The sequence below is a fragment of the Pseudomonas sp. zfem005 genome (genome assembly GCF_032621735.1).
GTDB classification, from domain to species: Bacteria; Pseudomonadota; Gammaproteobacteria; order Pseudomonadales; family Pseudomonadaceae; genus Metapseudomonas; species Metapseudomonas solani.
In genome coordinates, this window is the sequence record NZ_JAVYJE010000002.1 from 311,451 (window position 1) to 336,628 (window position 25,178).

The window sequence follows — 25,178 nt, forward strand, 5'->3', positions numbered from 1 at the left end:
CGACATCAAAGAACGCCATCATGTGCCACCACCCGTCCTGACCCGGCTTTGCACCCGTTAGGGCAACCGATAGTATTGCCGCGCCATTACAGGGAAGAGTCCATGGCCACCATCCTCCACACGCTGACCCGGCTCGCGGGCGCTCGCTCAGTCAAGCTGTCGGCGCTCTCCCTGTGCTTCCTCCTCGTGCTCGCCGCCCTCGTGTGGCAAGGCCTGCAGCTTCGAGCTGCCCTGCAACCGCCTGTACTCGCGCCTACCGAGGCGAGCGAGCCCGGCCCGCAGGATGGCCCGACGCAACTCGGCAAAGGCCTGCTCGGTTTGTTCGGTTCCAGCGCCGATGCCGAATCCGTGGCCGCCGAGGCGCTGGAGAAGCTGCCTGAAAGCAACCTGGATCTGCAGGTTTCGGCGATTTTCTTCGTGGTCCCGGCCGAACAGAGCACGGCGATCCTGGAAGACGGTGATCGCACCCTCATTCTCAAGCCCGGGGAGGAAGTCCGCCCCGGCATTGCCGTGCAGCGCATCGAGAGCCACCGGATCACGCTGAAGCGCAACGGCAAGCTGGAACAGATCACCTTCCGCGGCTATGGCGATATACCGGGGGCCAGCCCCGCCCCGGAAAGCCCGATGCCCATGCCCGTTGCCCAGAACATCGAACCGGTGACCGACACCCTGGCCAGCTCGCTGCCCGCCGTGGCGGAGCCGGTACCTGCGAGCCAGGGTGTGCCCACCGCTTATCAGCAATACATTCAGCGCAAACTCGCGCAGAACAAGTAGTCGAGTAATGGAAGTGTCCACCAGAGCCCCGTCGTGCCTATTGCTCAGCCTGTGCCTGCTCTTCCCCTTCACCCTTGCCCACGCCGATGAAAAACCGGTAGCGGCCGAGGCGCCTGCGGCGTCCAGCGATGTGAAGATCAACATGCAGGACACCAACATCCGCTCCTTCATCGAGTGGATCGCCAAGACGACCGGCAAGAACTTCATCATCGACCCACGGGTGACCGGCAAGGTGACGGTCATTTCCAACGAGTCGATGAAGCCGGAAGAGGCCTACCGGGTGTTCCTCTCGGTGCTGCAGGTGCACGGTTTCTCGGCCATCGAGTCGGACAGCGCGGTGAAGGTGATTCCCGACGCGAACGCCAAGCAGAGCGGCGTACCGCTGGTGGACGACGACAAGCTGAACGATGACCAGCAGGTGGTGCGGGTGATCCGCACGCAGCACGTGCCGGCGACACAGCTGGTGAACATCCTGCGGCCGATGGTGCCGCAGGTGGGGCACCTGGCGGCGTACCCCGATAGCAATGCGCTGATCATTTCCGACCGGGCGTCGAACATCAGCCAGCTGCTGAAGCTGATCTCGGAGATCGACCGCGCCGGGCAGTTCGAGATCGATGTGATCCCGCTGAAGTTCGCCAATGCCAAGGAGCTGTCCAGCATGCTTGGCACCCTGGTGCCCCAGGGTGGCGGCGCCGAGGGTTCGAGCAAGATGAGCGTCTCGGTGGACGAGCGCACCAACAGCATCCTGATCTCCGGTGACCCGAGCAAACGCCAGCAGTTGCGCGATGTGCTGGCCAATCTGGATCGCCCGGGGAACATCATCCGCGACACCCAGGTGATCTACCTGCATTACCTGAAGGCGTCGGAAGTCGCGCAGATCCTGCAGAACGTAGCCACCAGCCTGCAGAAGCAGGACAAGGATGTGGGCATCAGCGGGGCGGAGATTTCCATCCAGGCCAACGACACCACCAATGCCCTGGTGATCAGTGCGCCGCCGGCGATCATGAAGACCGTGGAAGGCGTGGTGCAGCGCCTGGATATACGCCGCGCGCAGGTGCTGGTGGAGGCGGTGATCGTCGAGGTCTCGGACAGCAAGGTCAACGAACTGGGCGTGCAGTGGAAGACCTCGGATGGCGCCATCGGCGGTGACGGTTTCTACGGCGGCTTCAAGTCTTCGCTCAAGGGCAATACGGTCGATACCTTCCCCGGTGGCACGCCTCCCAAGCTGGATGCCGGTCTGAGCCTGGGCTTCTACAGCAACGGTTCGCTGAGGGCGCTGATTCGCACGCTGTCCACCGATGACTCGATGAACATCCTGTCGACGCCCAACCTGGTCACCCTCGACAACGAGGAAGGCAAGATCGTGGTCGGCCAGAACGTGCCCTTCGTTACCGGGAGCTCGACCAGCGCTTCGAACCCGTCCACCAACCCGTTCCAGACCATCGAGCGCCAGGACGTGGGTATCACCCTGAAGATCAAGCCGCAGATCAACGAGGGAGACTCGGTGACCCTGAACGTCTACCAGGAGATCTCCAGCGTCACCAACGACACCAGCGCGGCCGACATCGTGACCAACAAGCGCTCGGTGGAAACGCGGGTACTGATCAAGGACAACATGACCCTGGTGCTGGGCGGGCTCATCTCGGATGAGGTACGGGACTCGGGCGACAAGGTGCCCTTCCTCGGCAAGATCCCCATCATTGGCCAGCTGTTCCGCAGTGACCGCAAGGAAGTGAGCAAGAAGAACCTGATGGTGTTCATCAAGCCCACCATCATCAACGACTTCGAACACGCTGACCAACTGACTGAAGGCAAGTACAACTTCATCCGGGAACGCCAACTGCGCTACGCCGACCAGGACATCGCCAAGGGTGTGCCCACGCTGCCGGAACGCGTCAACAGCGCGGAGAAGGAGCTGAAGATCAAATCCGTACCACTACCGCCGCAGTAGCAGGGATTGACGGTTCATAAAGCCACCTGCGGGTGGCTTTTTGTTGGGCAGCCGCTGAGGCTCTTCGGCATGCCGGAGTGCCGGCAGGGGTATAAGGGCTTCGCGCAAGCGCATGGGAACCGAGCCTGGACCTGGGCGCGCCGGCAGCCAAGGCATGACATCCCCGGCCTGGAGAACCCCACCAGCGAAGTGCTCGCCACATGGATCTGGCAACAGCTCAAGCCGCTGCTTCCCGAGCTCAGCCGCGTGCGCATCCACGAGACCTGCACCAGTGGTTGCGAGTATTGGGGCGACTGACTCTTCTCCTGCGCAAATACAAAAGGCCACCCTTGGGTGGCCTTTTTGTTGTGTGCAGATCCTGTCGATTGCATCGCCTGTGTAGTCGGACGTAGACCGGATGTAGCCCGGACTTCAGTCCGGGGCTTTTCCAGGGTTAGCCAGGAAGGGAGGAGTCACATGAGGGTCGTGGGATTAGCAGCCCTTCGGCCTGCTTGGCGACTGAAGTCGCCCCTGCAAGTCGTCCTGGCAAGCCGTGCCATTGCACCTTGGCCTCCATTCTTGGGCCGTCCGCGTTGCCAGGGCTTTATATCGCCGCACCAACTTTTCTGCCGCGCAAAGTCAAACCCCCGACCTTCTTGCGAAGATCGGGGGTTTGGTATAGGTGCTTGACGATGACCTACTCTCACATGGAGAAACTCCACACTACCATCGGCGATGCATCGTTTCACTACTGAGTTCGGGATGGGATCAGGTGGTTCCAACGCTCTATGGTCGTCAAGCAATTCGGTTGGGGTATCGTCTAGGACGCGACCCCGAATGGGTATGTGATAAGGCTTTGCAAGTTCTGGCCAATTTTCGGCTAAGTCGACTTCACCTTATAACAACAATCGTCAGATTGTTTGGGTGTTATATGGTCAAGCCTCACGGGCAATTAGTATTGGTTAGCTCAACGCCTCACAGCGCTTACACACCCAACCTATCAACGTCGTAGTCTTCGACGGCCCTTCAGGGAGCTCAAGGCTCCAGTGAGATCTCATCTTGAGGCGAGTTTCCCGCTTAGATGCTTTCAGCGGTTATCTCTTCCGAACGTAGCTACCCGGCAATGCCACTGGCGTGACAACCGGAACACCAGAGGTTCGTCCACTCCGGTCCTCTCGTACTAGGAGCAGCCCCTCTCAAATCTCAAACGTCCACGGCAGATAGGGACCGAACTGTCTCACGACGTTCTAAACCCAGCTCGCGTACCACTTTAAATGGCGAACAGCCATACCCTTGGGACCGGCTTCAGCCCCAGGATGTGATGAGCCGACATCGAGGTGCCAAACACCGCCGTCGATATGAACTCTTGGGCGGTATCAGCCTGTTATCCCCGGAGTACCTTTTATCCGTTGAGCGATGGCCCTTCCATACAGAACCACCGGATCACTAAGACCTACTTTCGTACCTGCTCGACGTGTCTGTCTCGCAGTCAAGCGCGCTTTTGCCTTTATACTCTACGACCGATTTCCGACCGGTCTGAGCGCACCTTCGTACTCCTCCGTTACTCTTTAGGAGGAGACCGCCCCAGTCAAACTGCCCACCATACACTGTCCTCGATCCGGATAACGGACCAGAGTTAGAACCTCAAGCATGCCAGGGTGGTATTTCAAGGATGGCTCCACGCAGACTGGCGTCCACGCTTCAAAGCCTCCCACCTATCCTACACAAGCAGGCTCAAAGTCCAGTGCAAAGCTACAGTAAAGGTTCACGGGGTCTTTCCGTCTAGCCGCGGATACACTGCATCTTCACAGCGATTTCAATTTCACTGAGTCTCGGGTGGAGACAGCGCCGCCATCGTTACGCCATTCGTGCAGGTCGGAACTTACCCGACAAGGAATTTCGCTACCTTAGGACCGTTATAGTTACGGCCGCCGTTTACCGGGGCTTCGATCAAGAGCTTCGCTTGCGCTAACCCCATCAATTAACCTTCCGGCACCGGGCAGGCGTCACACCCTATACGTCCACTTTCGTGTTTGCAGAGTGCTGTGTTTTTAATAAACAGTCGCAGCGGCCTGGTATCTTCGACCGGCATGGGCTTACGGAGCAAGTCCTTCACCCTCACCGGCGCACCTTCTCCCGAAGTTACGGTGCCATTTTGCCTAGTTCCTTCACCCGAGTTCTCTCAAGCGCCTTGGTATTCTCTACCCAACCACCTGTGTCGGTTTGGGGTACGGTTCCTAGTTACCTGAAGCTTAGAAGCTTTTCCTGGAAGCATGGCATCAACCACTTCATCGTCTAAAAGACGACTCGTCATCAGTTCTCGGCATTAAGCGCCCGGATTTACCTAAGCACTCTGCCTACCACCTTAAACTTGGACAACCAACGCCAAGCTGGCCTAGCCTTCTCCGTCCCTCCATCGCAGTAACTAGAAGTACAGGAATATTAACCTGTTTCCCATCGACTACGCTCTTCAGCCTCGCCTTAGGGACCGACTAACCCTGCGTCGATTAACGTTGCGCAGGAACCCTTGGTCTTTCGGCGTGCGAGTTTTTCACTCGCATTGTCGTTACTCATGTCAGCATTCGCACTTCTGATACCTCCAGCAAGCTTCTCAACTCACCTTCACAGGCTTACAGAACGCTCCTCTACCGCATCACTTACGTGATACCCGTAGCTTCGGTGTATGGTTTGAGCCCCGTTACATCTTCCGCGCAGGCCGACTCGACTAGTGAGCTATTACGCTTTCTTTAAAGGGTGGCTGCTTCTAAGCCAACCTCCTAGCTGTCTAAGCCTTCCCACATCGTTTCCCACTTAACCATAACTTTGGGACCTTAGCTGACGGTCTGGGTTGTTTCCCTTTTCACGACGGACGTTAGCACCCGCCGTGTGTCTCCCATGCTCGGCACTTGTAGGTATTCGGAGTTTGCATCGGTTTGGTAAGTCGGGATGACCCCCTAGCCGAAACAGTGCTCTACCCCCTACAGTGATACATGAGGCGCTACCTAAATAGCTTTCGAGGAGAACCAGCTATCTCCGAGCTTGATTAGCCTTTCACTCCGATCCACAGGTCATCCGCTAACTTTTCAACGGTAGTCGGTTCGGTCCTCCAGTCAGTGTTACCTAACCTTCAACCTGCCCATGGATAGATCGCCCGGTTTCGGGTCTATTCCCAGCGACTAGACGCCCTATTAAGACTCGCTTTCGCTACGCCTCCCCTATTCGGTTAAGCTCGCCACTGAAAATAAGTCGCTGACCCATTATACAAAAGGTACGCAGTCACCCAACAAAGTGGGCTCCCACTGCTTGTACGCATACGGTTTCAGGTTCTATTTCACTCCCCTCTCCGGGGTTCTTTTCGCCTTTCCCTCACGGTACTGGTTCACTATCGGTCAGTCAGTAGTATTTAGCCTTGGAGGATGGTCCCCCCATATTCAGACAAGGTTTCTCGTGCCCCGTCCTACTCGATTTCATGACTAAGAGATTTTCGCGTACAGGGCTATCACCCACTATGGCCGCACTTTCCAGAGCGTTCCGCTAATCTCAAAGCCACTTAAGGGCTAGTCCCCGTTCGCTCGCCACTACTAAGGGAATCTCGGTTGATTTCTTTTCCTCAGGGTACTTAGATGTTTCAGTTCCCCTGGTTCGCCTCTTGCACCTATGTATTCAGTACAAGATAACCATCTTATGATGGCTGGGTTCCCCCATTCAGAGATCTCCGGATCAAAGTCTGTTTGCCGACTCCCCGAAGCTTATCGCAGGCTACCACGTCTTTCATCGCCTCTGACTGCCAAGGCATCCACCGTATGCGCTTCTTCACTTGACCATATAACCCCAAGCAATCTGGTTATTGTCTCTAACGTGAAGACGACATTCGCCGAAAATTCGCGCTTGAACTCGCAAATTTTACCTTGACTTGAATAATCACCAGTGAAAGAGATTATTCAGTCTACTTCTATCACATACCCAAATTTTTAAAGAACAGTTCTGGCGCAAAGACCAGAAATCAATGCCATTCTCAAGGCACTCATTTCTGAGCTTTCAGCGATTATCAGAGTGGATGGTGGAGCCAAGGAGGATCGAACTCCTGACCTCCTGCGTGCAAAGCAGGCGCTCTCCCAGCTGAGCTATGGCCCCTCGAAGACCTGCCACGCCCATGACAATTGGTGGGTCTGGGCAGATTCGAACTGCCGACCTCACCCTTATCAGGGGTGCGCTCTAACCAACTGAGCTACAGACCCAATCGTCTTACTCTCGGGTCTAACAACCCAATCGCTTTTCGCAAGTGAATCAAGCAATTCGTGTGGGAGCTTATGAAGAAGCTGATGTCTTCGATTAAGGAGGTGATCCAGCCGCAGGTTCCCCTACGGCTACCTTGTTACGACTTCACCCCAGTCATGAATCACTCCGTGGTAACCGTCCCCCTTGCGGTTAGACTAGCTACTTCTGGAGCAACCCACTCCCATGGTGTGACGGGCGGTGTGTACAAGGCCCGGGAACGTATTCACCGTGACATTCTGATTCACGATTACTAGCGATTCCGACTTCACGCAGTCGAGTTGCAGACTGCGATCCGGACTACGATCGGTTTTATGGGATTAGCTCCACCTCGCGGTTTGGCAACCCTTTGTACCGACCATTGTAGCACGTGTGTAGCCCTGGCCGTAAGGGCCATGATGACTTGACGTCATCCCCACCTTCCTCCGGTTTGTCACCGGCAGTCTCCTTAGAGTGCCCACCATAACGTGCTGGTAACTAAGGACAAGGGTTGCGCTCGTTACGGGACTTAACCCAACATCTCACGACACGAGCTGACGACAGCCATGCAGCACCTGTGTCTGAGTTCCCGAAGGCACCAATCCATCTCTGGAAAGTTCTCAGCATGTCAAGGCCAGGTAAGGTTCTTCGCGTTGCTTCGAATTAAACCACATGCTCCACCGCTTGTGCGGGCCCCCGTCAATTCATTTGAGTTTTAACCTTGCGGCCGTACTCCCCAGGCGGTCGACTTATCGCGTTAGCTTCGCCACTAAGATCTCAAGGATCCCAACGGCTAGTCGACATCGTTTACGGCGTGGACTACCAGGGTATCTAATCCTGTTTGCTCCCCACGCTTTCGCACCTCAGTGTCAGTATCAGTCCAGGTGGTCGCCTTCGCCACTGGTGTTCCTTCCTATATCTACGCATTTCACCGCTACACAGGAAATTCCACCACCCTCTACCGTACTCTAGCTCAGTAGTTTTGGATGCAGTTCCCAGGTTGAGCCCGGGGCTTTCACATCCAACTTGCTGAACCACCTACGCGCGCTTTACGCCCAGTAATTCCGATTAACGCTTGCACCCTTCGTATTACCGCGGCTGCTGGCACGAAGTTAGCCGGTGCTTATTCTGTCGGTAACGTCAAAACAGCAAGGTATTAACTTACTGCCCTTCCTCCCAACTTAAAGTGCTTTACAATCCGAAGACCTTCTTCACACACGCGGCATGGCTGGATCAGGCTTTCGCCCATTGTCCAATATTCCCCACTGCTGCCTCCCGTAGGAGTCTGGACCGTGTCTCAGTTCCAGTGTGACTGATCATCCTCTCAGACCAGTTACGGATCGTCGCCTTGGTGAGCCTTTACCTCACCAACTAGCTAATCCGACCTAGGCTCATCTGATAGCGCAAGGCCCGAAGGTCCCCTGCTTTCTCCCGTAGGACGTATGCGGTATTAGCGTTCCTTTCGAAACGTTGTCCCCCACTACCAGGCAGATTCCTAGGCGTTACTCACCCGTCCGCCGCTGAATCATGGAGCAAGCTCCACTCATCCGCTCGACTTGCATGTGTTAGGCCTGCCGCCAGCGTTCAATCTGAGCCATGATCAAACTCTTCAGTTCAATACTGCTTGGGTTTTGAGAAAACCCTAAACTTGGCTCAGCAATCGCAAATAAACTCTCGAATTCACGAGTGTTACTTGTGTTGCTGATAATCAGTCGACTACCAGTCTTACATCACAAGCACCCACACGAATTGCTTGATTCAAATTGTTAAAGAGCAATTTCGATTAAGTCTTTCGTCTCAACCGAGGCCGCGCATTCTACAGCAGCCTTTCTATCTGTCAAGCTGTTTTTCGAAGAATTTTTTCTTTCTACTCAACGACTTGCGCTTTCCGCGAATCTTTCGCTTCACATCAGCGGGAGGCGAATTCTACAGCGTTTCAACTCGCTGTCAACACCTCTTTTTCAGCTTCTTTCGAACTCATCCGGAAGAGGCTGGCGACACCAAAACCCAACCTGGCACCACCCCTCCACTGCATCGATTCGACCTAGATCAAATCACTCTACCATTACTTAACCTTTTGATTTACAAGAGGTTTTTCTTGGCTTCTGCTGTGGAAGTGGTGCGCATTATAGGGATCAGAAACGGCACGTCAACACTTTATTGAAATCTTTTCGTCATCTTCTCTACAGGCCCCGGAACTGGCCGCTTGAGCCTCCGGGAGATTACCGACAGACGCAGCACAAGAAGCGCGCTCCCGGCAATGGCATAGCCCGCCCACTCCGCCATATCCGCACGCACCACCCAAAGCATATGCAACAAGGCCAGCCCGAGAATGAGGTAGACGAGCCGATGCAGCTGCTTCCAGCGCCTACCGAGCTTCCGAATGCTGAACCGGTTCGACGTTGCCGCCAGGACAAGAAGCATGAAGAAGGCCAGTGCGCCCACGATGATGTAAGGCCGCTTACTCAGGTCTTTCGCCAACTGGCCCAGATCCAAACCCAGCAGGAAAACCGCGTAGGCACTTATATGGAGTACCACATAGGTGAAGCACCAAAGCCCCAACTGACGGCGAACGGCGATCCAGCCGCCCCACCCCGTCAGCTTTTGCAGGGGCGTCATCCCAAGCGTGATGAGCAGGAGCCAAAGCGCGCCGAGCCCAAGCCGATCGACAAGCGTCTTCCCCGGGTCCGGGCCCAGGTCAAAGATCCAGGCCTGATACACCCACAGAGAAGGAGGAACCAACGCCGCCAGGAAAACCGCCACGCGCCACAGTCGATAGCGCATCAGTAGTACTTCCGCAGATCTAGGCCGCCATAGAGAGTGGCCACTTCGTCATAGCCATTGAACATCCGCGTCGGAATCACGTTAGGGCTGAACAAGCCACTGGGAAGACGCCGCTCATGAGCCTGGCTCCAACGTGGATGATCCACTTCAGGATTCACATTGGAATAGAAGCCGTACTCGTTGGGCGCAATAGCCTCCCAGGTCGTCTTCGGCTGCTCGGCCACCAGGCTGATGCGCACAATGGATTTGATGCTCTTGAAGCCATACTTCCACGGCACCACCAAACGCAACGGTGCCCCATTCTGGTTAGGCAGCACACGTCCATACATGCCAACAGCCAGCAGCGTGAGCGGATGCATCGCCTCATCCAAACGCAGCCCTTCTATATAAGGCCAATCGATCAACGAGAAGCCCGAACGAACGCCGGCCATCTCATCAGGAGCCAGTCGTGTCTCGAAACGCACGAACTTCGCATTCCCGTTGGGCTCCACCAATTGCAAAAGATCCGCCAGCGGGAAGCCCAACCAGGGGATGACCATCGACCACCCCTCCACGCAGCGCAGCCGGTAGATGCGCTCTTCGAGTCGATGAGGCTTCAGCAGGTCTTCAAGCGAGTAAGCGCCTGGTTTACCCACTTCACCATCGATCTTCACCTGCCAGGGTTCGACGCTGAGCTTGTCTGCGTAGCGGGCAGGGTCACCCTTGTTGGTGCCGAACTCGTAGAAGTTGTTGTAGTGGGTGGCATCCTTGAAGGGCGTCACCGCCTCGTTCCCGGCGGTGATCGCCTGCCAACGGGCATCCTGCAACTTGCCCGAGAACCAGGCAGGCGCGTTAGCCGGCTCGACATCGGCATAGGCTGCTGCCTCGGCGGCCTGACCAGGAAGGGAAGAAAGTGCGGCGGCAGCCCCCACTCCCGCCATGAAGGCGCGACGCGAGAGGTAGATGGATTCGGGGGTCACTTCATCTTCACGGGAGGAAGACGCGGCGGGAGTTCTGATCAGCATGACGGCTCCACAGTTACGGCATGGGTTGCCCAGTAGACTGCGGAGCCGGGAGGAAATTACATCACTCGACGCGCTTGCGGCGACGCAGTTGCAGCAAGTATTGCACTGGGCCGGAGGCTGCGTAAGCAAGGAAGATCAGCAGCAGGATGCGCGGTGGATCGCTGAACACCACGGCGAAAGCCAGCACCACCACCAGGATGGCCACGAACGGGACGCGCCCCTTCAGGTCAAGGTCCTTGAAGCTGTAGTACTTGACGTTGCTGACCATCAGCATGCCGGCAGCCGCTACCAGCAGGGCGACGATGAAGGACATGTTCGAGCCCTTGATACCGAAGTCGCTGAACGCCCACACCGTACCAGCAACAACACCGGCAGCGGCCGGGCTGGCCAAACCAATGAAGTAGCGCTTGTCGGCCTTGCCGATCTGGGTGTTGAAGCGCGCGAGGCGCAGAGCCGCACCTGCCACATAGATGAAGGCAACCGTCAGGCCAACGCTGTTGAGCCCACTCAGTGCCCATTCGAATGCCAACAGCGCGGGTGCGACGCCGAAGGCGACCATGTCCGAGAGCGAGTCGTACTCGGCGCCGAATGCACTCTGGGTGTTGGTCAGGCGCGCAACCCGCCCATCGAGACTATCGAGCACCATGGCAACGAAGATGGTGGCAGCCGCGACGGAGAAGTTTCCGTTCATGGCGTTGATGATCGCGTAGAAGCCGGCGAACAGGTTGGCAGTCGTGAACAGGTTGGGCAGCAGATAGATGCCGCGATGACGGACCTTGCGACCCTCATCATCGTGCCCCTCTTCGACATGCTCGTCGATCGGCAGCAGGCTTTCGGCGTCGGGAGCCTCGTTCGGCTCTTCGGGACGGTCACTCATGAACAACATCCTTGCGAGGTATGCGAATGAATTTGACCGGGATGCAACAGGCTGGTTCGCGTCACGTGCCCGGTAATCAGGCTTTATACCAGAAGCGGGAGCACCATGAAAAAACGCGGCCGTAGCCGCGTTTCTTCTTCAACCGCGCGAGACCTTAGTTCTTGGTCTTGTCGACGATCTTGTTGGCGGAGATCCACGGCATCATCGCACGCAGACGCTCACCAACCTGCTCGATCGGGTGAGCAGCGTTGTTGCGGCGGTAGGCGGTCATCGACGCGTAGTTCGAAGCACCTTCCTGAATGAACATCTTGGCGTATTCGCCGTCCTGGATGCGCTTCAGAGCGTTGCGCATGGCCTGACGGGATTCGGCGTTGATGACTTCCGGACCGGTCACGTACTCGCCGTATTCGGCGTTGTTGGAGATCGAGTAGTTCATGTTGGCAATGCCGCCTTCGTACATGAGGTCAACGATCAGCTTCAGCTCGTGCAGGCATTCGAAGTAGGCCATTTCCGGCGCGTAGCCAGCTTCGACCAGGGTTTCGAAACCGGCTTTCACCAGCTCGACGCAACCGCCGCAGAGAACGGCTTGCTCACCGAACAGGTCGGTTTCGGTCTCGTCCTTGAAGGTGGTTTCGATGATGCCGGTACGGCCGCCGCCAACGCCGCAGGCGTAGGACAGGGCAACGTTCTTGGCATTGCCAGAAGCGTCCTGGTAGATGGCGACCAGGTCAGGGATGCCGCCGCCCTTGACGAACTCGGAGCGTACGGTGTGGCCCGGAGCCTTCGGCGCGATCATGATCACGTCGAGGTCGGCACGCGGGACGACCTGGTTGTAGTGGATGGCGAAGCCGTGGGCGAAAGCCAGGGTGGCGCCTTTCTTCAGGTTCGGCTCGACTTCGTCCTTGTACAGCTTGGACTGGAATTCGTCGGGGGTCAGGATCATGACCAGGTCAGCGGCGGCAACGGCTTCCGGCACGCTCTTCACGGTCAGGCCATGGGCTTGAGCCTTGGCGACGGTGGCGGAGCCCGGGCGCAGGCCGACGGTTACGTCGACACCGGAGTCTTTCAGGTTGCAGGCATGAGCATGACCCTGGGAGCCGTAACCGATGATGGCTACTTTCTTGCCCTGGATGATCGAGAGGTCACAGTCTTTGTCGTAATAAACTTTCATGTTCATGACTCTTCTAAAACGAAAGGGATGGGGTGCGCGCACCGCGACAGAGGCACATTAAGCGATCGGACCCGTTGCGTAAAATGATATATTCGCAACGTCATGTGCCTGTAAATGAAACACTCATGGACAACCACTCGCTCAGGCTCTTCCTTTCCCTGGCAGATAACCTGCACTTCGGCAAAACCAGCCGCGAACAGCATGTCAGCCCCTCTGCACTCAGCCGAAGCATCAAGCAGCTCGAAGACGAAGTCGGCGCGCCCCTGTTCGTACGCGACAACCGTTCGGTCCAGCTGACCCGAGAGGGGCAGCAGTTCCGCGAGTATGCCAGCGAGGTCATGAGCGGCTGGCACGCCATCCGCCAGCGGTTCATGCAGGACCAGGTGGACCTGCACGGCGAGCTCTCCCTGTATTGCTCGGTGACGGCAAGCTACAGCTTCCTCTACGACATCCTCAGCAGCTTCCGCCAGGACTACCCTCGCATCGAAATGAAGCTGCACACCGGCGACCCCGCCAAGGCGGTCGAGCGGGTACAACAGGGGCTGGAGGACCTCTCCATCGGCGCCCGGCCCGACAACCTGCCAGCCGGCATCGACTTCCAGTCAATCACCCGTTCGGAGCTGCGCTTCATCGGACCACAGTCACCTCAGTTACTGAGCGAGGAACAGCTGAGGCAGCCCACAGCGCAAAGCTGGAAGGACGTGCCGATGATTCTCTCGGAAGAAGGCCTGGCCCGAACGCGCACCGAGCGCTGGCTGAAAAGCCACAGCATCAAGCCGCGTATCTACGCCCAGGTGGCGGGGAACGAAGCCATCGTCAGCATGGTGAGCCTGGGGTTCGGCATCGGCGTGGTTCCGCAGATCGTGCTCGACAACAGCCCGCTGACCGAGCGCATCCGCATCTACGACATCCAGCCTCCATTGACCGCCTACGACATCGGCCTGTTCGCCCTGGAAAAACGCCTCAAGGATCCGCTAATCGCCGCCTTCTGGAATCGTCGCCAGTAAATCCGAGCAATAAAAAACCCCGCACAAGGCGGGGCTCTTCAACACAGCATGGCGATCAGATGCTCAGCACCTTGTCCCCACGGGCAATGCCGGTAACGCCACTGCGCACGGTCTCGAGGATCGACGCGGTGCCGATCGCCTGGATGAAGCTGTCCAGCTTGTCGGACGTACCGGCCAGCTGGATGGTGTAGACGCTACTGGTCACATCGACGATCTGCCCGCGGAAGATGTCGGTGGTGCGCTTGACCTCGGCGCGCTGGGCGCCAGTAGCCTTCACTTTTACCAGCATCAGCTCGCGCTCGATGTGAGCGCTCTCCGACAGGTCCACCAGCTTGACCACTTCGATCAGCTTGTTGAGGTTCTTGGTGATCTGCTCGATCACATCGTCCTGGCCAACGGTGGTCAGCGTCAGACGCGACAGGGTCGGATCCTCGGTGGGCGCTACGGTCAGGCTTTCGATGTTGTAGTTGCGTTGGGAGAACAGGCCGACGACACGGGACAGCGCACCGGGTTCGTTCTCCAGCAGCAGGGAAATGATGTGTCGCATGTTCAGGTCCGCTCCGTCTTGCTCAGCCACATATCGCGCATGGCGCCATCCCGGATCTGCATCGGGTAGACGTGTTCGCTCGGATCGACCTGGATATCGAGGAACACCAGGCGATTCTTCAGCGCGAACGCTTCTTCCATCTTCGGCTTCAGATCCTTCAGGTCGGTGATGCGCATGCCAACGTGGCCATAGGCTTCAACCAGCTTGACGAAGTCCGGCAGCGACTCCATGTAGGAGTGCGAGTAACGGCTGTTGTACTGCATGTCCTGCCACTGGCGGACCATGCCCAAGGCACCGTTGTTGAGGTTAATGATCTTCACCGGCAGGTCGTACTGCAGGCAGGTGGACAGTTCCTGGATGTTCATCTGGATGCTGCCTTCACCGGTCACGCACGCCACATCGGCATCCGGGAAGTTGAGCTTCACGCCCATCGCCGCCGGGAAGCCGAAGCCCATGGTGCCGAGGCCACCGGAGTTGATCCAGCGATTGGGCTTGTTGAAGCGGTAGTACTGCGCCGCGAACATCTGGTGCTGGCCCACGTCGGACGCCACATAGGCATCACCCTTGGTGACATCGCACAGGGTCTCGATGACGGTCTGCGGCTTGATGATGCTGCCGTCGCCCATTTCATAGGGGAACAGGCCGCGGTCACCGCGCCACTCTTCGATCTGCTTCCACCAGCTGGCGACGGTCTCCTTGTTCGGGGTCTCGCCAATTTCCTTGAGGATGGCGACCATCTCGGTGAGGACGCTGTCCACCGGCCCCACGATCGGGATATCGGCCTTGATGGTCTTGGAGATCGAAGCCGGGTCGATGTCGATGTGGATGATCTTGGCGTTCGGGCAGAACTTGCTCGCGCCGTTGATCACACGGTCATCGAAACGCGCGCCGACAGCCAGGATCACGTCAGCGTGGTGCATCGCCAGGTTGGCGGTGTAGCTGCCGTGCATGCCGAGCATGCCAACGAACTGGCGATCCATGCCCGGGTAGGCGCCGAGGCCCATCAGGGTGTTGGTCACCGGGAGGTTGAGCATCTTCGCCAGTTCGGTCAGAGGCTCGGAAGCGCCGCCCATGATCACGCCGCCACCGGCGTACAGGATCGGACGTTTGGCAGCCAGCAGCATCTCGGCCGCCTTGCGGATCTGGCCGGAATGGCCACGAACGGCAGGGCTGTACGAGCGTAGCTTGACCTTCTTCGGGTAGCTGTATTCGAACTTCTGGGTCGGATCGCCCATGTCCTTCGGAATATCGACCACGACCGGGCCAGGACGGCCGGACTGGGCGAGATAGAAGGCCTTCTTGATCACTTCGGGGATTTCCGAAGGATGCTTGATGATGAAGCTGTGCTTCACGATCGGACGGGAGATACCGACCATGTCGGTTTCCTGGAAGGCATCGGTGCCTACCATGCCGCTCGGCACCTGACCGGACAGCACGACCATCGGGATGGAGTCCATATAGGCGGTGGCGATGCCGGTGATGGCGTTCGTCGCACCGGGGCCGGACGTCACCAGCACCACGCCGGGCTTGCCGGTAGCGCGGGCATAGCCGTCGGCCATATGGGTAGCAGCCTGCTCATGGCGCACCAGGATATGGGTGACGTCACTTTCCTTGAACAGGGCATCGTAGATATGCAGGAGGGCACCACCCGGGTACCCGTAGATGTACTTAACGCCTTCGTCACGCAACGAGCGGACGACCATTTCAGCGCCAGATAAAAGCTCCACGTTGTTCACCTCTAAAACGCCAGTAAACCGCCCGCACCGGACGGCCTGAAATAGGTTTGCTTGCAAGCAGTGACGTGCACGACGGGTAGTCGAACTCCATCAGCTACTGACTGAGCAAGCATCGGGTCGGCCCCTGAGAGTTGTTGCGGGACTTTCCCACCCAGCGCGAGGTAACGCGTTGCGGGTGTAACAGGTCGGCGCGGGTATGCACCTCATCGACTGCGGCAGCTACCGACTTGCGGCCGGCCCACTGAAACAGCGAACCACGGATTCTTCGGATAAGCGTGCGACAAGTCAAGTAATCCATCAGTGTTTCTTGCATCACAAGCCTGTGACACGTAGCAGCATGACGATAGGCGGGTTTTGGTTATAGTAATTGCCAGGTCTCGAGTCGATCACAAGGAAACAACATGCGTCGCATCATTCTCACAGGCAGCCTGCTGCTCGCCCTGAGCGGTTCTGTCATGGCCAGCCAGGTCTACAAATGGGTGGACGCGCAAGGTGTAACCCACTTCGGCGCGCAGCCGCCCCAAGGGCAGGATGCCACGTCGGTCAGCACCGGCGCCGCGCAGTCCAAGGAAGTCAAACCCACGTTCGAGAACCCCTACCCCGTCCAGCCCAAGACCGAGGAAAAGGCCGCTACGCCAGCGCCCGCCAAACCTGGCAAGGCCAGCAGCGATGAGCAGCAGAAGGCGCTGGACGAGAAGGTGAAAAGCGACGTCGCCAAGCAGGAAGCCGAGCGCAAGAAGTACTGCGACACCATGCGCACCAACCTCGCGCAGCTGCAGAACAACCCGCGCGTGCGCGTGGAAGAGAACGGTCAGCTGCGTTTCCTGGGCGAAGAAGAACGTCAGGCCAAGATGGCAGAAACCAAGAAGTCGATAGACGAGAACTGCAACTGACCCATAGAACTGCGGCGCCTCTCGGCGCCGCATTCATGTCTCAACCGATCAACCGATCGAACTCCCCGAGCGACTCCAGCAAGGCTCGCACCTCCACCGGACGCTCACGGAAGGCCATCTCGGCCATCGGGCGAATCCCCGACGCCTGGGGCAGATCAGCCCCGGATTCCAAGATGATTTTCATCTTCGGCAGGAAGATCCACTGCAACCACTCTTCGAACGCCAGCGTATCGACGCAAAACGGCTCCGGGCTGGAAAGCGCTTCTGCGCTGGGCGCGGCGTCCGCCCACCAACCGAGCACGCGCAGTTCGCGCTCGATCAGCAGCAACTGCTCAGCCACCTCGGAGAGGCGCGGATCCATCAGGAGCTGACCTTGGCGCGCTGACGGGCCTGGGCGGCACCGGACGGGTCGCCCTGGCGCTCGCGGGATTTGGCGACCAACTCCCACAAACTCGCCTGCAACGCCGGGCGGCCATTGGAAAGGCTCAAGCCACGACGAGCAAGCTGCTCGGCCTGGGCGGCATCGCCCTGGGCCAGGCGCACTTCAGCGAGGCGATAAAGCACCTGCGGCTCGCGCGGGGCGATGCGCTGGGCACGCTCCAGACTGGAGGACGCACCATTGAGATCGCCACCGCCCTGTTGCTGCTGGGCGGTGGTCAGTAGCGCCAGCACGGGGCCGTCCAGCTGCTCGTCAGCGGCAAGGCTGCCGCCGCTGGGAATGCCGCTCGGCGCGGAAGGCATGCTGTAGCTGCCAGTGGAGATCGGTGCGGAGCTCGAAGGTCCCGGGGTGATCGGGCCGGGCGTGATGGGGCCGGAACTGATCGAGCCGCTGATGGGCGCGCTCGGCGCCGGCATCGCCTGGGCGGAACTGCCGCTGGCACCCGGCACCATCACCACCACACCGGAATCCTGGGAATCGTATTGAGGCTGCTGGGCCGCGACCGGGGCGCGGTAGCCGCCGGAGCCTTCTTCCTGTTCGGACATCGGGCCACCGGAGTCGACCACCGGGATGGCACTTCGCTGAGGAGTCGCACAACCGGTCAGCATGACCGCAACGGTCAAGGCAGGAATCCACCCTTTATTCACATCAGATCCTCTTCGGTTCATTGCATCCAGCCACGGACCCAGTCCATCACCGAGTCCACTGGCGCACCCATGCCACAGGACTGGCCCGGCGCCGGCTCGCTGCCGCGAATATACGGCATCTGTACCGCGCCCGGGCAGCTGGAGTCAGAGCCCTGGCCACTGTGCGGGTCGATCCATGCTTGCACCACGTTATCCGGCATCGGCATGTCCAGCGGCAGCGGATCAGCCTTGCGCATGAAGCCTGTCCAGACCTGCAGCGCACCCGTCGCGCCGGTGAGTGGCGTCTTGCCGTTATCGTCGCGGCCCAGCCACACCACTGCCAGCAAATCCTGGCTGAAGCCGGCGAACCAGCTGTCACGGGAGTCGTTGGTGGTACCGGTCTTGCCGGCCAGGGTCAGCGAGCTGGGCAGCTGGTTATAGACCGAGCGCCCGGTGCCCTCACGCATCACCCGCTGCATGGCGTTCTGCACCAGGTAGATGGCGCCCGGATCGAAGCGTTGCTGGATCTGGAACGGGTAGCGCTTGAGCGGCTCGCCTTCGGCGGTCAGCACGCTGCGGATACCCCGCAAGGGCGTATTGAAGCCGCCATTGGCCAGGGTCTGGTACATGGTCGCCACCTCCATCGGGCTCAGTGCACCCGCACCCAGCAGCATCGACGGGAAGGCCGGCCACTCGCGGGAGACGCCGAGTCGTTCGAGGGTTTTGAGTACATTCGGCACGCCCAGTTCCAGGCCCAGCTTGGCGGTCGACAGGTTGTACGAGTTCGCCAGCCCCTGGTACAGGTAGATGCTGCCGTGGGCCTGGCGGTCATAGTTCTGCGGCGTCCACACCTGGCCGTCCTGGCCCTTCACCGAGAAGGGCTCATCCTGCACCCAACTGGTCAGCGTGTACTGGCTGGGGCGCTCCAGGGCGGTGAGGTAGACGGCGGGCTTGATCAGCGAGCCGATCGGGCGCACGGCATCGATGGCGCGGTTGAAACCGGCGAAGCGCGGCTGGCGGCTACCGACCAGCGCCTGCACTTCACCCGTCTCGGGGTTGCTGACGACCATGGCGGACTCGACCTCGTCGACACCCTTGCGGCCGGACAGGCGCTTGAGGGTTTCATCGAGGGCGGACTCGGCCTTGAGCTGCAGGATCGGGTCGAAGCTGGTGAAGATGCGCAGCCCTTCCTCGGTAAGGTCTTCGTCACGGTAGTCCTGGCGCAGCTGGCGCTTGACCAGGTCGAGGAAGGCCGGGAACGAACTGTCCGCCAGGCTGCCGCGCTGGGTCACGCCCAGCGGCTTGGCCTTGGCCTCGGCGGCCTCTTCCGGCGTGACGATGCCCTGCTCGGCGAGCAGGTCCAGCACCAGGTTGCGGCGCTCCAGCGCACGCTCCGGGTTGCGTCGCGGGTTGTACTGCGACGGGCCCTTGACCATGCCCACCAGCAGCGCGACCTGATGCAGCTTCAGCTCGGAAAGCGGCTGGCTGAAGAAGTACTGGCTGGCAAGACCGAAGCCGTGCACGGCGCGCTGGCCGTCCTGGCCGAGGAACACCTCGTTGAGGTAGGCCTCGAGGATCTCGCGCTTGTCGTAATGCACCTCGAGCAACACCGCCATCATGGCCTCGGTGGCCTTGCGGCTGATGCTGCGCTCGTTGGTCAGGTAGAAGTTCTTCACCAACTGCTGGGTCAGGGTACTGCCGCCCTGGCGCAACTGGCCGGCGGTGGCGTTGACCCAGATCGCACGCGCGATGGACTTGAGCGAAACACCCCAATGGTTGAAGAACTCACGGTCCTCCACCGCCACCAGTGTCTCCACCAGATAGGCCGGGACCTGGTCCAGCTTGATCAGCACCCGGTCCTCATGATGGGCAGGATAGAGGCCACCGATCAGCAGCGGCTCGAGGCGCGCGACCGCAAGGTTGCTGCCGTTGGCCTGGGTCAGGCCCGCCACGTAATCGCCGGAGAAACGCACCTTGATCCGCTGCGCAGGCTCGGGGCCTTCATAGAACTGGAAGCCGCGGGTGTTGAGCTCTACCGCCGCGCCGGCCACCGACGCGGAGCCCGGGCCGTTGGATGCGCTTTCGCGGCGGTAACCCAACGCATCGAGTTCCTTGAGGAAATCATCCTTGGCCAGCTTCAGGCCAACGAACAATTCCAGCGGTCGCGCATAGACCTTGGCCGGAACCGTCCAGCGCTTGCCGGAGAATTTTTCCTGGACGATAGCGTCGAGGTAGATGGCGAATCCCGCCAGCACGACCAGGCCCACCAGGCCGAGCTTCAAGCCCCAGCCAAATAGGGTACGGAGGCCGCTGGAGCGGGGCTTTTTACGGGAGCGGGGGGATCGGGGACGAGTCATGGCGGCGCATTATACGCACTTTATCCACAGCCAGAAGGCGCCTCCTGACGGTTTGCAGAGTGGTGCACAGCGGCCATAATCCCCCGCTCTGCCAGCACCTCCAGCAAGGAAAGACCGTGAGCCAAGCACTGATTACCGCCCTGCAAGACCCCGCCCTCTATCCGCATCCCGTGGAAGGCTTCAAGGTCATCGAGACGCACATCTCCTGGGTGCTCCTCACCGGTCCCTACGCCTATAAGATCAAGAAGCCCGTCAACTTCGGCTTCCTCGACTTCACCGACCTCGCCGCCCGCGAGCGCTTCTGCGGTGAAGAGGTGCGTCTCAACCAACGCCTCACCCACGACCTGTATCTCGACGTGCTGCCGATCACCGGCAGCGAAGCCGCCCCGAAGCTGGGCGGCGAAGGCCCGGCCATCGAATTCGCCATCCGCATGGCGCAGTTCCCCCAGGCCAACCTGCTGAGCGAAGTGCAGTCGCGTGGCGAACTCACGCCCGCCCACATCGACGCCCTGGCCGTACAGATCGCCCAGTTCCACATGGAGTCGCCCCAGGTCGCCATCGAGCACCCGCTGGGCACCCCGGAAATGGTCATGGCCCCGGTGCAGCAGAACTTCGACCAGATCCGCCCGATGCTGAGCAACAAGACTGACCTGCAGCAACTCGACGCCCTCGAAGCCTGGGCCCAAAGCAGCTACGAGCGCCTGCTGCCACTACTGGCCGAGCGCAAGAAAAATGGTTCGATCCGCGAATGCCATGGCGACATCCACCTGGGTAACGCCACCCTCATCCAAGGCGAGGTGGTGCTGTTCGACTGCATCGAATTCAACGAACCCTTCCGCTTCACCGACGTCTATGCCGACATCGGCTTCCTGGCCATGGACCTGGAGGACCGCGGCCTCAAGTCGCTGTCCCGCCGCCTGGTCAGCCGCTACCTGGAAGAGACCGGCGACTACAAGGGCCTGGAGGTGCTGAACTTCTACAAGGCCTACCGCGCCCTGGTCCGCGCCAAGATCGCCCTGTTCAGCCTCGCCCACCAGAGCGACGCCGTGCAGCAGGCCGCCACCCTGCGCCAGTACCGCAACTACGCCAACCTGGCGGAAAGCTACAGCGCCATTCCCTCGCGCTTCATGGCCATCACCCATGGCGTATCGGCCGTCGGCAAGAGCCATGTGGCGCTGCGCCTGGTGGAAGCCCTCGGCGCCATCCGCCTGCGCTCCGACGTCGAGCGCAAGCGCCTGTTCGGCCAGCAGCAGGGCGAGCAGAACGACCTCTACAGTGGCATCTACAGCGCCGAGGCCACCGCCCGCACCTACGAGCACCTGCACCAGTTGGCGGAAACCGTGCTGCACGCCGGTTTCCCGGTGGTGATCGACGCGGCCTACCTCAAGCAGGCCCAGCGCCAGGCCGCCCAGGATGTCGCCGAGCAAGTGGGCACACCCGTCGTCATCCTCGACTGCCACGCCCCGGAAGCCGTCATCGCCGGCTGGCTGGAACAGCGCAAGCAGCAAGGCGGCGACCCCTCCGACGCCACGCTAGAAGTGGTGCATGCCCAGCAGGCGAGCCGCGAAGCCCTGACGGCGGAAGAACAGACCCACAGCAAGCGCATCGACACCCACGACGCCAGCAGCCTCGACAGCCTGGTCGAGCGTATCCGTCAGCACCTGCCCGGCCTCTGATCGGACGATGCCCTAAGGCCTATGGCGGGCATTGCTCGCCATGGGTTCTATACTCCCGGTGAACTCTCACCGGATGAGTACCCATGACCACACCACACCAACTCGATAGCCCCCTCTACCGCCTGCTGCACAACGACGATGTCGTCGGCTTCAATGACCAGAAGCCCAAGGAAGGCTCAATCAACCTGGCCTCCGGCGACTTCCGCGGGCTCGACCTGCGCACCCTCGATGCCGCGCGCATCGACTTCACCGACGCCTATTTCCGCGGCGCCGACCTGCGCGGCGTAGACCTGCGCGAAGCCAGCCTGGAAGGCGCCAGCATCGCCCACGCGCAGATATCCGGCGCCTACTTCCCCACCGAACTGGCGGCCGACGAGATCCTCATGTCGGTCAATTTCGGCACCCGCCTGCGCTACAACACCCACAAGTAGCCACGCCCAACCTGTGATCGGCCCCGCTCGGTTAGCGCCCACGCGGATGCCGTCTACGCTGATATCCGGGCGCGAACTCCGCAGAAGCGGATTGGAGGGGCCAACGCCCGTCGGGCGCGGGACAGGGATGATGCCACCGGGCCACGCAATAGCAGATGGCCGCTACACTTCCCGGATGAACCGGGTAATGAGTCCTTCGCGCCCCACCAACGCAAGGAGGCTGGATGAACGACGAACTGCAACACCTGAAGAATCTTGGCAAGACCTCGGCGCAGTGGCTGCATGCGGTGGGCATCCACAGCGCCTCGGACCTGCGCCGCCTGGGTGCGGTCGGGGCCTATCGTGCAGTGCGGGCACGGGGCTTTCGCGCATCCAAGGTCCTGCTCTACGCGATCGAAGGTGCGCTGCTGGATGTGCACTGGAACGACCTGCCGCCCAGCCACAAGGCTGAACTCAACGGTCAACTGGACGCACTGCAGCCCCACAACAAGAGCTAGCTCACAACCTGGGCGTTGGAGGATTTACTGCGATAGCAATGCGCCCTATTGTTTCAGGGACGTTCGTGCGTCCAAGCCGCCCAGCCAGTTCAAGGAATTACTGTCATGTACCTACTCGGGGAGCAACCTGCTTACGCCGACCAGCTGATCAACCGACTGCAAAGCATTCCCGGCCAGCTGCTCGATGGGCTAGAACCCTCGGGCCCGCCCCTGCGCCTCGATGCAGTGGAGGACCTGGCCAAGGTGCTGCCCGGCAATCAGCTGTTCCTCATCGAGAACGGCCTGCTCCACGCCCTGGTCGACGAACGCCCGCTGTTCTACCTCCAGGAAGGTGACCTCGTAGGCCTGCGCCAAGGCATCGAACTGCCCAGCTGCCGCTACCGCAGCGACGAGCCGCTGAGCCTGATCCCCTATGCGCGCGGCGACGTGTTCAAGCACATCTATGGCAGCGAGAAAGGCCAGGAGCTGTTCATCCAGTACCTGATCGGCCACACCGCGCTGCTGTCCGACGCCCTCGCCCGCCTCAAGCAGCCCGAAATCCGCCCCGCCACCGGCTTCCAGCACTTCGCCGCCGGCGAGGAGCTGATCCACCAGGGCGACGAGGCCGATCATGTGTTCATCATCATCGAAGGGCACGCCGAAGCCTTCGTCGACGGGCAGAAGGTCGGTGACGTGCAGAAGGACGAAATCTTCGGCGCCATGGCCGTGTTCACACGCGAGAAACGCAGCGCCACCGTGGTTGCCAGCGAGCCCTGCACGGTGATGGTGATCCCCAAGGACCAGTTCCTCAGCCTGATGCAAAGCAACCCGCGCATCGCTCACAGCCTGATCGAGAGCATGGCTCGACGCATCGACCTGCTGAACAAGGAAGTCACCCAGCAACGCCTGGCCAAGCCGGCGGAGTGACCTCCGGCCTCCCAACGAAAACCCCGGCCAAGTGCCGGGGTTTGTGCTTTACAGCCTACCTCGACGAGCGAGATGAAAATAATTCGCAGAAAGCGTTGACAGTGAAATGAGAATTGTTATTATTACCACAACTGGTCGCGAGATCAGCCGGTAAGCTGGGAGACCAAGCAGTCGGACTCTTCAGATTATCTCCTCATCAGGCTAATCACGGTTATTGACCCGGCACTTTTGCCGGGTCTTTTTTTGCCTGTGAGAAAGTGCCGCCGCTTCACTCCCGCGGCACCGCCCCTTACTTCTTCGGCGCGCCATCCGGCAGGTTGGCGTTGAGCAACAGCGCCAGGCGGATGCCCGCTTCCTGCACGCGGCGCTCGGCCAGGGGCAGGAATTTCTTCAGGTAACGGCGATCCAGGGTGTCCTGGTTGCCCCCTGCCTCGCCATCCTCGTCACCCCCCTGGGTGCCACGACGGGCCCACTCCTCGCTCTTCGACTGCTTGAAGGCATCAGGCTTGAAGGCCTTCTTGCCGCCGGTCTTCGGGTACAGGTCGTCGTCACGGACGATGGCGCAGGACTCCCCCGACCAACTCGCCGGAGTGCCCACCTCGGGTTTCGGCAGGTCCTCGGACAGCTTCGCCGTATAGGCTGCCTGGTCCAGGCGGCGGCTCGCCAACAGGTAGCTGTCCCAGACGCTGTGCAGGTTGTAGTCACGCCCGCCGACCACCACCGGGAAGTCGTTGCCGCCCTTGTCCAGGCGGTAGCTGTTGTGCAGAGGCTGGTGGATATCACCCACGAAATGCACCACGAACATCAGCGCCATGACCTTCTGGTTGTCATTCGCCTTGGGGTCGGCCAGCAACGCCGCGTTGCGCTCGATGGCCGCCACCACGCACTGGCCGTCCGGGCAGTCACGCGGAGCCTGGTAGGTGCAGTCGTCGGTCTTGTAGTTGATGTAGTGCTGCGCGCGGGTCTGCTCCCAGAGCGCCTGGAAGTCCGGCATGTTGCGCAGGTTGTCCGCCCAGCTGGCGACAGCGGAAAGGTGCTGCTGCCGTACCAGCGCCAGCAGGCGATCGGCCTCGGCCTTGGCCGCTGGCGTCAGTTGCGTCTCGGCGATATCCGCGACCACCGCGTGGCCCAGCTGGCCCCAGGCCCCTGCCTGCGCGCCCCAGAGCAGGCTGCCGATGAAGAGACCGGCGCCCAGCGCCCGACGAAATCCGTTGTGCTGCATGTTTCCCCCTAATGGCTGTGCCCAGGCATGAAGCGCCCCCGGGCGCG

At 60.0% G+C, this 25,178-nt stretch carries 18 protein-coding genes, 2 tRNA genes, 3 rRNA genes and 1 pseudogene; 9 read left to right on the forward strand and 15 right to left on the reverse strand.

Annotated elements, in window-relative coordinates; genetic code table 11:
• Positions 1-102 precede the first annotated feature (102 nt).
• The 3 genes and pseudogenes from RTW82_RS05520 to RTW82_RS05530 all read left to right on the forward strand — a co-directional run.
• Positions 103-774 carry a type II secretion system protein N gene (locus RTW82_RS05520; RefSeq protein ID WP_316924488.1) on the forward strand — a complete coding sequence of 224 codons (672 nt, stop codon included), beginning with the start codon at positions 103-105 and terminating at the stop codon, positions 772-774.
• Positions 775-787: 13 nt separating this feature from the next.
• Positions 788-2,725, forward strand: a complete 1,938-nt coding sequence (gspD, locus tag RTW82_RS05525; protein ID WP_158480972.1) for a type II secretion system secretin GspD — start codon at positions 788-790, stop codon at positions 2,723-2,725.
• Positions 2,726-2,878: 153 nt separating this feature from the next.
• Positions 2,879-3,022, forward strand: a pseudogene (locus RTW82_RS05530) (6-pyruvoyl trahydropterin synthase family protein); the annotation flags it as partial.
• Between the two features lie 366 nt (positions 3,023-3,388).
• On the opposite strand, the gene rrf reads toward RTW82_RS05530, so the two are convergent.
• From rrf to ilvC, 9 genes are all read right to left on the reverse strand, one after another.
• Positions 3,389-3,504: ribosomal RNA gene (gene rrf, locus RTW82_RS05535) — 5S ribosomal RNA — on the reverse strand.
• A 131-nt stretch (positions 3,505-3,635) separates the two neighbouring features.
• A 23S ribosomal RNA gene (locus RTW82_RS05540) occupies positions 3,636-6,527 on the reverse strand.
• A 235-nt stretch (positions 6,528-6,762) separates the two neighbouring features.
• A tRNA-Ala gene (locus tag RTW82_RS05545) sits at positions 6,763-6,838 on the reverse strand.
• Between the two features lie 27 nt (positions 6,839-6,865).
• Positions 6,866-6,942, reverse strand: a tRNA-Ile gene (locus tag RTW82_RS05550).
• Positions 6,943-7,037: 95 nt separating this feature from the next.
• Positions 7,038-8,574 (reverse strand): 16S ribosomal RNA (locus RTW82_RS05555).
• The 16S, 23S and 5S rRNA genes sit together here with 2 tRNA genes alongside, the layout of an rRNA operon.
• Before the next feature lie 541 nt (positions 8,575-9,115).
• A complete protein-coding gene (msrQ, locus tag RTW82_RS05560; RefSeq protein ID WP_316924489.1) occupies positions 9,116-9,742 on the reverse strand; it encodes a protein-methionine-sulfoxide reductase heme-binding subunit MsrQ in 627 nt (208 codons plus the stop codon).
• On the reverse strand, positions 9,742-10,746 hold the full coding sequence (gene msrP / locus RTW82_RS05565; RefSeq protein ID WP_043244425.1) for a protein-methionine-sulfoxide reductase catalytic subunit MsrP: 1,005 nt from the start codon (positions 10,744-10,746) through the stop codon (positions 9,742-9,744). The genes msrQ and msrP overlap by 1 nt, the downstream gene beginning before the upstream one ends.
• A 61-nt stretch (positions 10,747-10,807) precedes the next feature.
• Positions 10,808-11,623 (reverse strand): CDP-diacylglycerol--serine O-phosphatidyltransferase, encoded by an 816-nt coding sequence (pssA, locus tag RTW82_RS05570; protein ID WP_271659044.1) that lies wholly within the window; start codon positions 11,621-11,623, stop codon positions 10,808-10,810.
• Positions 11,624-11,777: 154 nt separating this feature from the next.
• Positions 11,778-12,794, reverse strand: coding sequence for a ketol-acid reductoisomerase (gene ilvC, locus RTW82_RS05575; protein ID WP_021219283.1), 1,017 nt, complete (start codon positions 12,792-12,794; stop codon positions 11,778-11,780).
• Positions 12,795-12,919: 125 nt separating this feature from the next.
• On the opposite strand from ilvC, the gene ilvY reads away from it, so the two are divergent.
• Complete coding sequence (gene ilvY / locus RTW82_RS05580) at positions 12,920-13,801, forward strand: HTH-type transcriptional activator IlvY (protein WP_021219284.1); 882 nt, start codon at positions 12,920-12,922, stop codon at positions 13,799-13,801.
• A gap of 55 nt (positions 13,802-13,856) precedes the next feature.
• Here ilvY and ilvN read toward each other — a convergent pair whose 3' ends face one another.
• Entirely contained in the window at positions 13,857-14,348 is a 492-nt protein-coding gene (gene ilvN / locus RTW82_RS05585; RefSeq protein ID WP_021219285.1) for an acetolactate synthase small subunit, read from the reverse strand.
• 2 nt (positions 14,349-14,350) lie between these two features.
• Entirely contained in the window at positions 14,351-16,075 is a 1,725-nt protein-coding gene (locus RTW82_RS05590) for an acetolactate synthase 3 large subunit (protein ID WP_043244472.1), read from the reverse strand.
• A gap of 410 nt (positions 16,076-16,485) precedes the next feature.
• Between RTW82_RS05590 and RTW82_RS05595 the strand changes: the two genes are divergently transcribed.
• The gene (locus RTW82_RS05595; protein WP_316924490.1) at positions 16,486-16,977 is read left to right on the forward strand and encodes a DUF4124 domain-containing protein; all 492 of its coding nucleotides are present in this window, start codon (positions 16,486-16,488) and stop codon (positions 16,975-16,977) included.
• 40 nt (positions 16,978-17,017) lie between these two features.
• Here the strand turns inward: RTW82_RS05595 and RTW82_RS05600 are convergent, their stop codons facing one another.
• From RTW82_RS05600 to mrcB, 3 genes are read right to left on the reverse strand one after another with little or no spacing between them, the layout of a single operon-like run.
• Complete coding sequence (locus tag RTW82_RS05600) at positions 17,018-17,338, reverse strand: YqcC family protein (RefSeq protein WP_021219288.1); 321 nt, start codon at positions 17,336-17,338, stop codon at positions 17,018-17,020.
• A complete protein-coding gene (locus RTW82_RS05605; protein WP_316924491.1) occupies positions 17,338-18,063 on the reverse strand; it encodes a tetratricopeptide repeat protein in 726 nt (241 codons plus the stop codon). Before RTW82_RS05605 ends, RTW82_RS05600 begins: the two co-directional genes overlap by 1 nt.
• A 17-nt stretch (positions 18,064-18,080) precedes the next feature.
• On the reverse strand, positions 18,081-20,399 hold the full coding sequence (gene mrcB, locus RTW82_RS05610; protein ID WP_316924492.1) for a penicillin-binding protein 1B: 2,319 nt from the start codon (positions 20,397-20,399) through the stop codon (positions 18,081-18,083).
• A 116-nt stretch (positions 20,400-20,515) separates the two neighbouring features.
• Between mrcB and RTW82_RS05615 the strand changes: the two genes are divergently transcribed.
• From RTW82_RS05615 to RTW82_RS05630, 4 genes are all read left to right on the forward strand, one after another.
• On the forward strand, positions 20,516-22,075 hold the full coding sequence (locus RTW82_RS05615; RefSeq protein ID WP_316924493.1) for an AAA family ATPase: 1,560 nt from the start codon (positions 20,516-20,518) through the stop codon (positions 22,073-22,075).
• Positions 22,076-22,158: 83 nt separating this feature from the next.
• Positions 22,159-22,506, forward strand: a complete 348-nt coding sequence (locus tag RTW82_RS05620) for a pentapeptide repeat-containing protein (protein WP_021219292.1) — start codon at positions 22,159-22,161, stop codon at positions 22,504-22,506.
• A 224-nt stretch (positions 22,507-22,730) separates the two neighbouring features.
• On the forward strand, positions 22,731-23,003 hold the full coding sequence (locus RTW82_RS05625) for a TfoX/Sxy family protein (protein ID WP_021219293.1): 273 nt from the start codon (positions 22,731-22,733) through the stop codon (positions 23,001-23,003).
• Between the two features lie 105 nt (positions 23,004-23,108).
• Positions 23,109-23,909 (forward strand): cyclic nucleotide-binding domain-containing protein, encoded by an 801-nt coding sequence (locus RTW82_RS05630; RefSeq protein WP_043244433.1) that lies wholly within the window; start codon positions 23,109-23,111, stop codon positions 23,907-23,909.
• Between the two features lie 289 nt (positions 23,910-24,198).
• Here the strand turns inward: RTW82_RS05630 and RTW82_RS05635 are convergent, their stop codons facing one another.
• Complete coding sequence (locus RTW82_RS05635; protein WP_316924494.1) at positions 24,199-25,131, reverse strand: S1/P1 nuclease; 933 nt, start codon at positions 25,129-25,131, stop codon at positions 24,199-24,201.
• Positions 25,132-25,178 lie beyond the last annotated feature (47 nt).

Excerpts from the sequence above, each read along its gene's own strand:
- RTW82_RS05520 (WP_316924488.1), top strand. The coding sequence starts at position 103 with ATGGCCACCATCCTCCACACGCTGACCCGGCTCGCGGGCGCTCGCTCA.
- msrQ (WP_316924489.1), bottom strand. The coding sequence starts at position 9,742 with ATGCGCTATCGACTGTGGCGCGTGGCGGTTTTCCTGGCGGCGTTGGTT.
- msrP (WP_043244425.1), bottom strand. The coding sequence starts at position 10,746 with ATGCTGATCAGAACTCCCGCCGCGTCTTCCTCCCGTGAAGATGAAGTG.
- pssA (WP_271659044.1), bottom strand. The coding sequence starts at position 11,623 with ATGAGTGACCGTCCCGAAGAGCCGAACGAGGCTCCCGACGCCGAAAGC.
- ilvC (WP_021219283.1), bottom strand. The coding sequence starts at position 12,794 with ATGAAAGTTTATTACGACAAAGACTGTGACCTCTCGATCATCCAGGGC.
- ilvY (WP_021219284.1), top strand. The coding sequence starts at position 12,920 with ATGGACAACCACTCGCTCAGGCTCTTCCTTTCCCTGGCAGATAACCTG.
- ilvN (WP_021219285.1), bottom strand. The coding sequence starts at position 14,348 with ATGCGACACATCATTTCCCTGCTGCTGGAGAACGAACCCGGTGCGCTG.
- RTW82_RS05595 (WP_316924490.1), top strand. The coding sequence starts at position 16,486 with ATGCGTCGCATCATTCTCACAGGCAGCCTGCTGCTCGCCCTGAGCGGT.
- RTW82_RS05600 (WP_021219288.1), bottom strand. The coding sequence starts at position 17,338 with ATGGATCCGCGCCTCTCCGAGGTGGCTGAGCAGTTGCTGCTGATCGAG.
- mrcB (WP_316924492.1), bottom strand. The coding sequence starts at position 20,399 with ATGACTCGTCCCCGATCCCCCCGCTCCCGTAAAAAGCCCCGCTCCAGC.
- RTW82_RS05620 (WP_021219292.1), top strand. The coding sequence starts at position 22,159 with ATGACCACACCACACCAACTCGATAGCCCCCTCTACCGCCTGCTGCAC.
- RTW82_RS05625 (WP_021219293.1), top strand. The coding sequence starts at position 22,731 with ATGAACGACGAACTGCAACACCTGAAGAATCTTGGCAAGACCTCGGCG.
- RTW82_RS05630 (WP_043244433.1), top strand. The coding sequence starts at position 23,109 with ATGTACCTACTCGGGGAGCAACCTGCTTACGCCGACCAGCTGATCAAC.
- RTW82_RS05635 (WP_316924494.1), bottom strand. The coding sequence starts at position 25,131 with ATGCAGCACAACGGATTTCGTCGGGCGCTGGGCGCCGGTCTCTTCATC.